General features: G+C 37.7%; 11 protein-coding genes and 2 pseudogenes. 3 read left to right on the plus strand and 10 right to left on the minus strand.

The annotated features are described in order from the left end of the window. Positions 1-37: 37 nt before the first annotated feature. Complete coding sequence (locus KI375_RS17885) at positions 38-1,585, plus strand: serine hydrolase domain-containing protein (RefSeq protein WP_212974808.1); 1,548 nt, start codon at positions 38-40, stop codon at positions 1,583-1,585. 522 nt (positions 1,586-2,107) lie between these two features. Here KI375_RS17885 and KI375_RS17890 read toward each other — a convergent pair. Together KI375_RS17890 and KI375_RS17895 are read right to left on the minus strand one after the other, a co-directional pair. Beyond that, on the minus strand, positions 2,108-2,752 hold the full coding sequence (locus tag KI375_RS17890; protein ID WP_212974809.1) for an N-acetylmuramoyl-L-alanine amidase family protein: 645 nt from the start codon (positions 2,750-2,752) through the stop codon (positions 2,108-2,110). A 153-nt stretch (positions 2,753-2,905) separates the two neighbouring features. Next, the gene (locus KI375_RS17895) at positions 2,906-3,808 is read right to left on the minus strand and encodes a D-alanyl-D-alanine carboxypeptidase family protein (protein ID WP_212974810.1); all 903 of its coding nucleotides are present in this window, start codon (positions 3,806-3,808) and stop codon (positions 2,906-2,908) included. A gap of 647 nt (positions 3,809-4,455) precedes the next feature. On the opposite strand from KI375_RS17895, the gene vanR reads away from it, so the two are divergent. Both vanR and KI375_RS28010 read left to right on the plus strand, forming a co-directional pair. Next, positions 4,456-5,163: a VanR-ABDEGLN family response regulator transcription factor gene (vanR, locus tag KI375_RS17900; RefSeq protein ID WP_212974811.1), complete on the plus strand. Its 708-nt coding sequence runs from the start codon at positions 4,456-4,458 to the stop codon at positions 5,161-5,163. After that, entirely contained in the window at positions 5,156-6,259 is a 1,104-nt protein-coding gene (locus KI375_RS28010) for a sensor histidine kinase (RefSeq protein WP_374706867.1), read from the plus strand. The genes vanR and KI375_RS28010 overlap by 8 nt, the downstream gene beginning before the upstream one ends. Before the next feature lie 128 nt (positions 6,260-6,387). Here KI375_RS28010 and KI375_RS17910 read toward each other — a convergent pair. The 8 genes and pseudogenes from KI375_RS17910 to glmS all read right to left on the minus strand — a co-directional run. Then, a pseudogene (locus KI375_RS17910) lies at positions 6,388-6,776 on the minus strand (chromosome condensation regulator); the annotation flags it as partial. Positions 6,777-7,145: 369 nt separating this feature from the next. Next, entirely contained in the window at positions 7,146-7,349 is a 204-nt protein-coding gene (locus KI375_RS27485) for a GNAT family N-acetyltransferase (protein ID WP_244852807.1), read from the minus strand. Positions 7,350-7,704: 355 nt separating this feature from the next. Continuing rightward, positions 7,705-8,157, minus strand: coding sequence for a DinB family protein (locus KI375_RS17920; protein ID WP_212974812.1), 453 nt, complete (start codon positions 8,155-8,157; stop codon positions 7,705-7,707). A gap of 732 nt (positions 8,158-8,889) precedes the next feature. Further along, positions 8,890-9,744 (minus strand): aldo/keto reductase, encoded by an 855-nt coding sequence (locus tag KI375_RS17925; RefSeq protein ID WP_212974813.1) that lies wholly within the window; start codon positions 9,742-9,744, stop codon positions 8,890-8,892. 362 nt (positions 9,745-10,106) lie between these two features. Next, positions 10,107-10,353 (minus strand): annotated as a pseudogene (locus KI375_RS27820) (DMT family transporter); the annotation flags it as partial. A 93-nt stretch (positions 10,354-10,446) separates the two neighbouring features. Further along, on the minus strand, positions 10,447-11,190 hold the full coding sequence (locus tag KI375_RS17935) for a hypothetical protein (RefSeq protein ID WP_212974814.1): 744 nt from the start codon (positions 11,188-11,190) through the stop codon (positions 10,447-10,449). A gap of 34 nt (positions 11,191-11,224) precedes the next feature. Continuing rightward, positions 11,225-11,812 carry a TetR/AcrR family transcriptional regulator gene (locus KI375_RS17940; RefSeq protein WP_212974815.1) on the minus strand — a complete coding sequence of 196 codons (588 nt, stop codon included), beginning with the start codon at positions 11,810-11,812 and terminating at the stop codon, positions 11,225-11,227. 247 nt (positions 11,813-12,059) lie between these two features. Beyond that, positions 12,060-13,862, minus strand: a complete 1,803-nt coding sequence (gene glmS / locus KI375_RS17945; RefSeq protein ID WP_212974816.1) for a glutamine--fructose-6-phosphate transaminase (isomerizing) — start codon at positions 13,860-13,862, stop codon at positions 12,060-12,062. Positions 13,863-14,012: the final 150 nt, after the last annotated feature.

The following is a 14,012-nucleotide window of genomic DNA, read 5'->3' on the forward strand; positions in this document are numbered from 1 at the left end:
AAAATATTCATTCATAACAAGTCAGGGTGAAAGACAAATGAAAATCAAAACAATCATTTTTTGTGGTATGTTCATTTTTCTTCAATTTAGTTCAGCACAAGCTGATGACATACAGAATGAACAATACGAAGATCCCGTCTTCTCCAAAGTAGATACGTATATTGCACGTGAAATGAAGCGGCAGCATCTTCCGGGGCTGTCCCTCGGGATTGTAAAAGATGACCATATCCTTTATCTCAAAGGATATGGCCATGCCGATCCATCTGGTCGTCCTGTAACACCTGATACTCCTTTCGGATTAGGTTCGATCAGCAAGTCACTTACCGCTATGGCTGTTCTGCAACTTGCAGAGCAAGGAAAAATTGACCTGGATGCTCCTGTACAACGATATCTCCAAGGATTTCAGTACCAGACTGGAGACAAAACAAAGGCTAACAGTGCCAACACTATTACAGTACGCCATTTGCTTAATCAAACAAGCGGGTTTTCGCAAATTTCAACTTTTAGCAACACCCTCTCAAGTCACAATGATCAAGAGGCGTTGGAAAAAAACGCAATGTCTTATGCGGAACAATTTTTACATGAAACTAACATAAAAGAACACTCTTTCCAATATTCGAACGCCAATTATGTACTGCTTGGCTATATTGTCCAACAAATAACTGACCAGTCCTATGGTGACTATATAAAAGAACATATTTTTAGACCCTTATCTATGAACAACAGTTTTATTACGCATGATGAAGCTATTAAACATGGGCTAGCAACGCCTTACCGCAGAATATTCGGGTACAATGTTGCTTACGATGGCCCCTATATTTATATTCCAGGAGACTTACCGGCAGGTTATCTGTATTCTAGTGCAAAGGATATGAGCCATTATTTGATTTCCCAAATAAACGGCGGCCAATTTGAAGACGATACACTTCTTTCATCAGAAAGCATACAACTAATGCAGACCGAACCTATTCCTGGAACGTATGCCATGGGTTGGCAGTCAGATAACGTAGGCGGTTTTCCTGTTATCGGTCATCCAGGCGGCTCGATAGGATTCCAATCCCAAACATGGATAGTCCCAGAACAAAAACTAGGAGTAATCGTATTCGCCAATGTGCTTGACGCTATCGATACTGATTTACCCAAAACAGATGTTATTACCACCACTCACATCGCTTCGGGGGTTATAAACATATTGAATGATCAGCCGATTGAAGAAACGGGATTAAGCATTCCTCAGAAATACTTGCTTGTAAACGTATTAATGTTATTACTTAGCGCATGGCTGTTATACACGATTGCTCGAACTGCAAGGCGCAGTCTATGGAAGTGGGATTCTGGAAATCTTTACTATTCTGAAGTTTCTTTCAGGGTTATATCGAAAATCGTTCTGTATTTTGCAAGTCTGATGATAATCCTAATATTGAGTATGACTCAAGTTGTGCCAATATGGCATATTGCAACCATCTATCAGCCGGATGTCATTCTTTGGGTGAAGATCATGGCTGTACTACTTGCTCTGAAAGGATGCATAGAGATCATTCGATTGGTACGGTCGATTAGGCAAAAATATTCCATCAATCCTTAAATATTGCGCTCCTGCTATATCTGTGAAGCATGAATATGGATTTGAAAAATCGCGATATTTGTACAAAAGATACGATCTTAAAAGGGACTATTTTGATCAAGCTTTTTTCAAAAACATCTTCCACAATAGTTAAAGGTGGCGACTCCTGCGAGATTTAGTGCACCTCGCGGAAGGCGTCCGCCTGGAAAGGAATCAAATGTGGTCGAACGCTATACCGTAAAATGGGCGCATTAATTGAACAACAATTTTCTGGAATTGGACAGATTATGTTGATGTTGGAACGGAATTGAGGGTTATGTTCATGCGATCGATAAGCCCTATAAATGAACAACCCTCCTAAAGCTAAAGTTGATAAAAAATTGATCGGCAGCGAAGAACTTCTGTTTTTGTGGAGTATAAGCATCTGTATAGAAGTAATTATAATTGGAAAATCGAAAATAGTGTGAAAAGAGGGTTAAATGGTACCCTCCTTCATACATTATTCCGTACATCCCCTTAAAAATCTTGCTCTAAAATACCTTGTTATTTCGAACTTTCTTTGTACTCCTTAATCCCCTCAACAATTGAAGTGGCAATGCCTGATTGAAAATCGTCAGTCCACATTTTGGATTCATTCTGAGGATTTGTCAGATACCCTACTTCTATAAGAGCCGCCGGCATTTTTGTATCTTTTACCACAAATAAATTCTGCTTCTGTATTCCTCTATCCTTAAATCCAGTTGCTTCTACCACATGCTTCTGTATAACCTCAGCCAGAAGGCGTGAATTCTTATGATAATAAAATGTTTCCGTACCCGAAACATCGGGATCTGAAAAGGTATTTCCATGAATAGATATAAATAGATCCGCATTTAGTTTATTGGCATATTTAGGTCTGTATCTGCTTTCCTGTGAAATATAGCTATCATCCGTTCTTGTCATAAAAACTTCAATTCCAGATTCCTGCTTCAATAGTTTTTCCACCTTTTTCGACAAACTTAAGGTGAAATCTTTCTCAAACTGGCCGCTGACACCTGTTGCCCCATTATCTTCACCGCCATGCCCCGGATCAATAACAATCTTTAAATCAGTATTACTTTTATGATTATTGTTGGGAGTACTTATGTTAACCACTAATATTAGGATTAGTAATACTAGGGACAATGTAATAAATACTATCTTTTTCATACTTATTCCTTCTTTGTTAAGTCGTCTTGATTACATGTACTATAGTTGTTCAATAAGCTTCGGTGTGCTGATCATGAAACACAGTCACAATTACACCACCAACATTATCTCCAGATATCTAATTAAGCTCTGTAAAAGTGACACCATATATTTTTACAATTCACTAGACTTGATTTTTTTATACAACTTTAGCGTATCCGCTATTTGCTTATTATTTGGATGACTAATGTCTTTTAAAGGGGCCCCCATGACGATACTTATATATTCCCGGTCATCTACCACCCCAAGTGTTGCCCAACATTGTCCAGCTTCATCCGTTGTACCTGACTTTCCACCAATAATTTTAAAGCCATTTTGCTTTTCTTTATTAAGGGACTCAAGAACAGTGGATTCTAACAAAATTCCATCAGGATGGTGTGTAGTTGACGATGTCTGGAATGTCTCTTTTGTAAAAACCGCTTTAAAATCTTCATTATTTAATGCGTAATCTAAAAGCTTGCCTAGGTCAGAAGCTGTCGTATACTGATCTTCATTATGAAGACCTTCTGGACTAGTATAATGTGTGCTATTCAATCCTAGTTCAACAGCCTTGTCATTCATCATTTGAACAAAATCTTCCACACTTCCTGCCACATGAACAGCAAGGGAGTTAGCCGCTTCGGCACCAGAGGGTAACATCGTTCCATATAAAAGATCTCGATACGTTACTGATTCTCCAGCATTAAAACCCGCCATCATAGCGTTGTTTTCAAACATTTCACTTTGCGTTTCTGTATCTATAGGAGCAATTGCCGATAAGTCGTCAATATGCTCAAGTGCTACAATCGTTGTCATGATCTTTGTAAGCGATGCTGGATATGTCTTAGATTGCGCATTCTTCTCATACATCACATTTCCTGTTTCTCTATCAAACACAAAAATATATTCACTGGAGTATCCTTCTGTACTAAAAAAGGGAAGTTCCTTTTTTATATCTAAGTCCATTTTGTCTGCCACTCTAAATAACCCGAACACTACAACAGTAATGATCAGTACTATCGCTAAAAACCTTCTCATATCGACTCTTCCTTTCACCAACTAATTCACATAATTATATATAATGACTAAATTATTTCTACCTGCTTACTTTGCCCTATATTTGTCTGTTGGATTTTCTCGTTGTCACCTCTGTATCGAAATCAATGAAAAGAGCAAAATAAAAAACTCTTTGTCTGTACTTCAATTGTACTAAAACAAAGAGTTTTGGTTATTTGTTTTTCTTTAAGGAATCTATACGATTTTATTAATAAAATCTTACGAAATTCCTACGAAGCACTCAGTAACGTAACGATCAATTCGATCATCTCATTAGCAGTATATGCCATAATGCTTCCACCGTTTTCGTATCACAAGAGGTATCGAGTAGATAAACTGCTCAAAAAGATGGCAGATTCATAAGCTGTCTTATCTGCTGGCTAAAAAATTTATTCATTGCCTCTTTTAGTAAAGGAATGATTAGTTTATCAAGCTGTTGACTACAATTAACTGGCGGTGCTAGTATAATTTCATGAACGTCGCTTCGTTAAGTTTTTATAGGAGATTGGCAATACTAGTAATAGCTGATAAAATTGTCAAATGAAGAAATAAATACTATAGGTTCCTGTCAAACCTCGATAAAATATCAAATATTATAAATAGCAAGTGTTAAAAAGAAGGGTGAGAGAATGCCAACAAAAGTTTTGGTTGTAGAGGATGAAACGGAAATTGCAAATTTAATTGAAGTATACCTTACGAATGAGGGCTTTAACGTTCATAGATACTCTAACGGAAAAGATGCATTAAAAGGTATCCAAACTACTGCTTTTGATTTAGCCTTACTAGATATTATGTTACCAGAAATAGATGGTTTTACGCTTTGCCAGCGTATTAGAGAAAACCATCATTACCCTGTTATTATGCTTAGTGCAAAAATAGAGGATATCGATAAAATTACCGGTCTAACGCTTGGTGCAGATGATTACATTACGAAACCTTTTAACCCATTGGAAATGGTCGCCCGGGTAAAAGCTCAATTAAGAAGGTACAAGCGATATAACCATACAGAAGCAAACGAAAACATAGAGTCAGCCAACCCAGAAATATATGATTTTGCCGGATTGTACATCAACAAAGTCAATCATAAATGTCTCCTATACGGCAAAGAACTGCCCCTCACCCCTCTTGAATTTTCAATCTTATGGTACCTATGTGAAAATAAAGGCAAGGTCGTTTCATCTGAAGAGTTATTCGAAGCCGTTTGGGGAGAAAATTACTTAGATAACAATAACACGGTGATGGCCCATATTGGTCGTTTGCGAGAAAAGATGAAAGAGAAGGCTAGAAACCCGAAATTTATTAAGACAGTGTGGGGAGTTGGCTACACCATTGAATAATCAAAATTCAAGCTATTCAGGAAAAGACTTAAAAAGAGCTATCATTGATAAATTCTCTTTAATGGTGGTTCTGTTCACAGGCGGCTTAGTGTTAACTTTTTTATTTGTAAAATTCGTTCTATCACTGTTCACCTGGTATGCTGACAATTTTGTATACAATGTTCTGCTTAGTCCGATTAATAAAAATCCTATTTTGTTTCTTGCTTTTTGTTGGATTATCGGGTTTATCATCATTGTTTTAATCAGTTGGAAAAGGATTATTTATTATTTTGATACCATTATAGAAGCAAGTAATGAATTGGCTTCCTCAAATGAGGATCTCATTAGATTACCGCGGGAACTTAAACAGGTGGAAGATCAAATGAATCAAATTAAACAAAGCTCGATTCAAAATCATAGATTAGCGAAGGAAGCTGAGCAAAGAAAAAATGACTTAATCGTTTATCTTGCCCATGATCTAAAAACACCGCTTACCTCAGTTATTGGCTATTTAACCTTACTTTATGATGAACAGGAGATTTCAAATGAGCTACGCCAAAAATACACATCCATTTCATTAGATAAAGCCATTCGTTTAGAAGATTTAATTAATGAATTTTTCGAAATCACTCGTTTTAACTTAAGCAAACTAACCCTTGAGCTAAGTCATGTGAATGTCATTAGAATGTTTGAGCAATTAACCTTTGAGTTTCAACCACTGCTTAATGAAAAAAAACTAGCATTTCAGCTCATCTCTCCTGACAAGCTTGATATAAAATGTGATGTGGGGAAAATGGAGCGTGTATTTGATAATATTATCCGCAATGCAGTCAGCTATAGTTTCCCTGATAGTACGATCACCATTGAAATTAAAGAGGAAAAAAAGGGCGTTAGCATTCGGTTCGAAAATGAAGGATATACCATCCCTGAAGAAAAAGTAAACCGCATTTTTGAGCAATTTTATCGCTTAGATTCCTCACGGGCCACCAATACAGGCGGTGCAGGCCTAGGACTTGCTATTGCAAAGGAAATTGTGGAACTCCATCAGGGAACTATTTCTATTTTGAGCTCAGATGATAAAATTGTATTTAATATTTTTCTTCCAATCCTTTCGTAAGAGTTTGTAGGTAGGATACACTTTCTAGCTTGGTTTGATATACCTGACAAGCTAGAAAGTGTTCTTTTATTTGTAACGACGGAAGCTAAGCTTTTTAAATTCATTGAAAACTAATGACTAGGCAGTTGGATGCCATGCCAATCGCTTACATCGCATTGACCATGTTCATTCAAACCCACAGCCGCCACCGTTCCGTCAGATTTAAGACCAAGGGTACGGCGCCACCCCGCCGCAACTGCTTCAATATCGAGCCAGTCGCTTACACTGCATTGATCATGCTTATTCCAGCCTACAGCTGCAACAGTACCGTCAGTTCTAAGACCAATTGTATGAGCATTTCCCGTGTTTGTCGCCATATGAACATTACCAGCCGCGATTGCCACAATATCGAGCCAGCTGCTTACATTACATTGGCCATATTTATTATCACCCACAGCATCACTGTTCCATCAGATTTAAGGGCAAGGCTATGACGAGGCCCCGCCGCTATGGTATCTTTGAGAAAGGACCTTTTCAATTTTTCTCATCCCTTTCTTAGACGCTGTTTTTATTTAATAGTTTGACACGCTTACAGTCTAGCGTGAATTATTTTTTTATGTACATTCAAAAATGGGGTGTAATCCGTGTTTCTCATTAACGTCATAATCGCCAGACTGTTTATGCGGAGCAAGCTGATAAATTAAAGCTAACGATCCAACACACAAATAAAGTTTAATCAAAAATACCTCACAGACCAATATTTTATGGTAAATAAGAAGAATCCATTTTGAAAAAAAGATTGATCAAGCTGGATTCTTCCCTTGTGGATTAGTATGCGTTTTTTATAAAAAGTTTGTTCATTTTATAACTGCGACCTTCAGCAATCGCGTATTACGATTTAATTTCTTTAGTTAAGAGTAAGAACAAACTCCTCAACTTCTTTACCACGTGCATTTGCATACCCGCTGTCTTCACCTGTAATCGTAAATCCACATCTCTTTAAAACCTTTAATGATCCAGCACTGTCTTTTGCGGCACGGGCATAGAGTGGGCGAACTGTAATCTGTTTTAAAAATTCCCGTAATGCACCTGTTGCGATTCCCTTTCCCAATGTTCTTTTCCAATCCAATAGTTAATTCTGGCTCTCCGAACTGCTCGAAATATGCGACATAGGCGACCACGGTGCAATAATATCCTCATTCGTAAGTATTTTGTTCCAATGTTCAGTGAAGCTATTCCAATCATTTGGATTCTTACTAGTAAATGCAGCCATTTCGTTTGCTTCACTGACCTGCTGGTGTTTTAAAAAACAGGAAGATCGTCCTCAATCACATTTCGAAGTCCCCTTTGCCGCTCAACTTCATTTTTTTACAAGCATGTTTTCCCGTTTAAATATAATTAAAAGCCTTTGACAAGCAAATGTTCTTGAGCCTTGGAAGGGGCTTTTTCCCTTCATAGAACAATAATTAGCGAAAAAACGGGACTTCCTTCGCTCCTATCATACGTGTGTAAACAAATAGTTGACCTTTATGATGAATTTCGTGATCATACATTGCAATAAGATATCTTTTCTTTGCCCCTTGAAGTTTCGGGTGTGATGAATTGTTTTCTGCTTCCAAATCTGCATCAGTCAATGATTCATATGCAGCCTTTGTTTTTTCCGTGAAGTCCTTTACAGCTTTACGGACATCTCCCATCGTCTTACATTCAGGAATATCCGGTGGAACAAAATCTTCTGTTGTGACCATTGAAACGAATACATCATTCCATCCAGCAATGTGTAACGCCAGTTCACCAAGTGCCATAGCATCTTCCCATGGTCTGAAATCAATATGTTCGTCATCGATGGATTCTAACAATTTCTCCAACACAATACGGTGTTGTAACCATTCATTCATCATTTGATTTGCCTGTCCCATAATAATTCCTCCCTTATTAAATCTTCCATCTCACTTTTCTTCATTTAAACCTGATGCTGCGTCATTAAATGGCCGTAGCTTGAGAAACATCTTCAAATATTTCTCCAAGTTGAGCTATCAGCAACAATTGCTTTACGCACAGGATGAAGAAGTATATCAGCTTATCCTTTCAATCAATTCCTCCCATTATATTATCATTTTATAAAATGATAATATAATGTTTAAACTATATTGTCAATGTTGGTTTCCCTTACCTTTTTCTATCTCTATAAAAAGAGATTCAATGAGCTGGCCCAACGCGTCCCACTCTAGAACAAGCAAAAGTAACATTTATGAAGTGAAACTTTATTCAGTGTTTTTTTCATCCCCACTGATTAGTAAGGATCGAAGGCTAAATTCGCAACATCCTGTTGGCAGACTCAAACGCGACGTCCTGTCGCTACGCCCTTTGTGACCTGCGTCCTGCAGGCACAAACCAATCGAGTATTTGACTTTCAGTTGTCCCCACTTACAGTTCTCGTTTTTACTTCGATTTCTTGAAGTGGGGGGCTTACTGCAGTTAATTCGGGATAAAAAGTGGGCCTGCTTAAAACAGACCCACCTTTTATCTATCACTTAAATATATCTAACTGAGATAGTGTGTTTTTTAGTTTCAAACCGAATATCGATGACTATATATCAGAAACCACGTTTCTTCATCGAATACAATACGATGTTTACACAGTGTCCTGTCTATACATATTCGTGATATTCGTTGGGATCCTGCCCTTCTACACGACCTGCTTCCCCTTTATCCAATGAATCAATTTTTTCAATATCCTCAGGGGCTAATTCAAAGTTGGTATTATTGATATTATCTTTTTGATGAATTGGATTACTAGATTTGGGAATAGCAAATACGCCGGCCTGATAATTCCAGTTTAAAATAATCTGTGCCGGAGTTTTATCGTATTTATCCGCAATTTCTTTAATAGTGGCATTTTTCAGCACGTCGTTCAGATACCCCCGGCCAAAAGGACTCCAGGCTTCAGTACGAATACCCCGTTTTTTATTTTCTTCAACCATACGGTTATTGTTAAAATACGGATGACGCTCCACCTGGTTTGTAGCAGGTGTCACACCTGTTTCTGCGATAATGTTGTCCAGATGTTCTGGTTCGAAATTTGAAACACCGATCGTTCTGATTAATCCTTGTTTTTGAGCATCCACTAAAGCCTTCCAAGCTTCTACATATTTGCCGTCTTTGGGATTCGGCCAATGAATTAAATACTTGTCAAAATATTTTAGTCCGGTGCGGCGTAAAGATTCTTGAATAAAGATAAATGCCTTGTCATATTCATGGTGAGAGCCGGGCAATTTCGCACTGATTAAAATTTCTTCTCTGGGTAGTGCAGATCGACGCACAGCTTCACCGACAATTCCTTCATTGTTATAGTTTGTTGAAGTATCGATTAAACGGTAGCCTAGGTTTAAGGCGTTTAAAATTTCAAATGTACCCTGATCACCGTCAATACCAATCGTGCCTAGTCCCAAAAAGGGAAGCACTGAACCATCATTTAGAATAAAACCGTTATTGTCAATAGTCAAAATCTCATCTCCTTTAAAATTCTTGTAATGTAAGCTGAAATTGATAGAAAAAGGTATTTCCTTCATGTCTGCCAATATGAAACCAACAGACTATCTTTACCAAACAGTAATTCCGTTTAAATAGCTGCCGGTCAATCGTCAAACTCAGGCCACATTACCAGTATTTCATGTTTTCACCTCTCACTGAGGTATCCATAATTATTTATACCCGATTTTAAAAAACCTACACTAATCGCGACTTCTGTCGCTAATCCTACAAGTTCTTGATTACATTTTTAAACCACTTATCGACTTTAGATATTTTTTTGCTTAGATATAAAAACACCTCTTTAGACAATAAAATCCAAAGGGGTTATTTAAAGCAATTCACCACAAATGTCCCCCAACCATATATAAATAGGTTGGCTAAAGAACAAAGCTAATGGAATACCTATAGGAGAACCACTAACTAATAGTGTGATAGTTAAGAACACTACTCCTACCACGAAAGAAATCATAGAAGCAAGAAAAGGGGATATCACGAACTTCCTTAATTGAGCATTAATGATTAATGGCTGTTTGTCCTGCAAAAACAGCTCCAAAACTTATAGCTAGAACTATTGAAAACATAAAATTTCACTTCCGGTTTAGCCTATTCCACTAAGGTATTGTCTATCTCAAAACTAAAAAAGAAATTTTAAAACAACCGTATTGTTTGGGGCTTCACTTCAAAGATACTGTGTCGTTATTACCTTTTATCCATTGTAGCCAATAAGAAAATTCACATGCTAAATGCATTTGATGTGATTTGATAATACTTGTGGGCGCAAGTGCAGGAAATTCAACAGAAAGCTTAATTTTCATTCCTGTTCCTGTATCTTTAATTTGGTGGCGAACGCCTCCGATAACTGTACCGTCTTTCATCCGTGCAACACCTACTGATTGATACGCATAAGAATTGTCTCTTAGTGTTTGTAATCCCGTTTCATCTTCGAACACAATGAAAAATTGAACAGGTACAGGAGAATTCCCAGTCGTCTCAATAACTTCCAGCTCATTTTCTCCTAAAGGTCTTAATGCATAGTGATCAGGACAAGCCGATAAATTCACCCGATTGTTTTCAACAGATGGATTTAACATAAGATTATCTATACCCTTGATTGCTTCTTTAGCTGTAATTCCGTCTACATAAATTTCTGTTTGAGAAAACTTCCGTCTATTCCCAGATAAAGCAGCACCCATACGCATAATCATTTCGCTTAATTTCAATTTAGATTCCAGTTGGTTATACATTTCTTGATAACTATAGTTCATCTTAAGATTGGTAAGCTGATCAATCATTCTATCCGGATTATTTATTTCAGAACTTTTATACCCTAATACTTTAAAAACTTTTTTTATACGTTCTCTTTTCCATTGTGTCAATTGTTCGTTTGTAATGTTTTTTCCGTCGATACAAATTTTCATATAAATTCTCCTTTTTCCTAAATCACTTACTTTTTTAAACGTCTTCTTTCTGATTGTATTTTAATGTGGTTAATACCAAATTAATCATTTCTTTCTTAATACCATCATTCAGGTCTAACTTCTTTGAGTGAGCAACGCTACTGAGTCCGTATAAAATAAATCCAGAGGCTAGAATTGGGTTATCGATATTGAAAATCTTCGTTCTTACTCCCTCTTCAAGCACCTGCTGTATTAGTGGCTGCATCTGCATGAATACTTTTTGCTCGAGCTTAAAATGTTGTTCTGTTTGAAACGAATCCTCATTTTTATATGGGGCTAGTTTTTCAATAAATGCCCAAAATGTCTCTAAGGATTCTGTCATCTTTTGCATAACGGTCAATTTATCAGATTTAAGTATTTGTTGGATTTCTTCCATATTTTTTACAATAAAATCATTTAAGATTTCATCAACAAACTCTTCTTTAGATTTAAAGTAGTAATAAAATAATCCCGTTGCTACACCCGCGCGATTAACGATATCTTTTATGCTAAATCCTTTTACTCCAGCTTTCATATAAAACTCAAAACCAATATTCATTAACTCTTGGCGTCTTACGTCTGGTTCTTTTGATATTCTCTTCATAGTCCATCTCCTACTGTATCCTTTTCGACTGAATTTAATTCAATGATACCTGACTGAATATAGTTCAGTCAACTGTTATAAAAAACCACTCATTTTGAAAATAAATGAGTGGCGTTAATTTCCTTGTTTGTTACTAAACAATATTAGCTCGATTGCGGAACAAAAAAATCTCGTTTAAAGTGAGATTTTTAATCAAACTTTACTATAAAAGATCAATCTTTTTTATAAATCTCCAAACAACCGCACCCTACTCCACTGTCACACTCTTCGCCAAGTTCCGTGGTTTGTCGATATCACAGCCTCTGTGAAGGGCGGCGTAATAAGCAATCAGTTGAAGTGGGATTACAGATATAAATGGTGTTAGCCATTGATGTACTTCCGGTAAGCTGTAACGATGACCGGTGCTATGAAGTCCCTCCATTGTGATTAGGCAGGTATTCGCGCCACGGGAAGCCACTTCTTTTACATTGCCACGAATGCTTCCGCTCACGTTTTTCTGTGTGTCAAGAGCGATGACTGGTGTCCCTTCTTCAATAAGGGCAATGGTTCCGTGCTTGAGTTCTCCACCGGCAAAGCCTTCTGCCTGAATATAGGAGATTTCCTTTAATTTAAGGGCACCTTCAAGACAGACGAAATAATCAAGGCCACGGCCAATGAAAAAGGCATTTCTTGTTGTATAAAGAAATTCTGTGGTGATTTTTTCAAATTCTTCTTTTGCGTCACATAAAGATTCCATCGCGGTTGCGACAAGTGCAAGTTCCTCTAGTAAATCAAATCCGACTTGAACAGGGGTTGTTTGTGCTATTACATAAGAGAGAATGGATAAAACAGCAAGCTGAGCTGTATAGGCCTTTGTAGAGGCAACAGCGATTTCTGGACCCGCATGTAAAAGTAATGTGTAATCCGATTCTCGAGAGAGTGTGGAGCCTGCTACGTTTGTAATTGTCAAAGAAGGATAATTCCATTCCTTTATTTTCACAAGCACTGCACGACTATCCGCTGTTTCCCCACTTTGCGAGATAAAGATAAAGAATGGTCTTTCAGAAAGAAGAGGTGGATTGTAGGCAAATTCACTGCCAATATGAACTTCCACAGGGATTTTTGCCATTTTTTCTATTAAATGTTTTCCTACTAATCCAGCGTGATAACTTGTGCCTGAAGCAATGATATACAATCGATCCGCTTCATGGATTGCTGAGACGATACCATTCGCGATGGACAAATCGCCTTGTTCATTTTGATATGATTGAATGATTTTTCTAATAACAGCGGGCTGTTCATCGATTTCTTTTAGCATATAATGCGGATAGGTTCCCTTTTCAATATCATTTTCATCAAAGGCTGCTTGATATGGCTGGCGTGTCACTGTTGTCCCATCAATTGTCTGGATAAGTCGCTGATTTTCTTTCACCATGACAATCTCTTGATCCATTAATTCAATAAAAGAATCGGTGACATGAAGCATCGCCAGCGCGTCACTTGCTACAACATGAAAACCTTCCCCCACACCTAATAAAAGCGGGCTTTTGTTTTTCGCGACAAAGACCGTATCCGGTGTCTCTTGATCAAGCATGGCAATCGCATAAGATCCTTTTAATAAAGGTAAGGTTTTACGAAAAGCCTCGATTGTTGTAAGTCCTTCTGCCGAAAATTTATCCACAAGCTGAACAATCACTTCTGTATCTGTATCACTTTTAAAAGTCGCTCCTGAAAGGTAATTCTCCTGAAGCTCTGTATCATTTTCAATCACACCATTATGGACCAAGGTGAATCGTCCAGAAGCACTTTGGTGAGGATGAGCATTCTCCTGGCTTGGTACTCCATGTGTCGCCCATCGTGTATGCCCGATTCCCACCTGGGCTTCTATACTTTCATCCACAACTTCACGTAACTTCGCGATTCGTCCCTTTTCTTTAAAAACTTGAACACCCGTCTCATTCATCACAGCGATTCCTGCAGAATCATAGCCGCGATATTCAAGTTTTTCCAATCCTTTTAATAAAATTTCTTTCGCCTGTTTACTTCCAATATAGCCGGTAATTCCGCACATTTTCAGTTCCTCCTCATAGAAGGAGGCAAGCAGCATGGGGGCATACTTACCCCCTTCTCTCTGATGTTTATCTGTATGTGCACATGATCCTTCCTTTGTCCACCTGAGTCACCTCGATGTTTTAAGAAAGATCATTCGACTGTGTGTCCC

The sequence above is a fragment of the Bacillus sp. J14TS2 genome (genome assembly GCF_018333015.1).
Classification (GTDB): Bacteria; Bacillota; Bacilli; order Bacillales; family Bacillaceae_C; genus Lederbergia.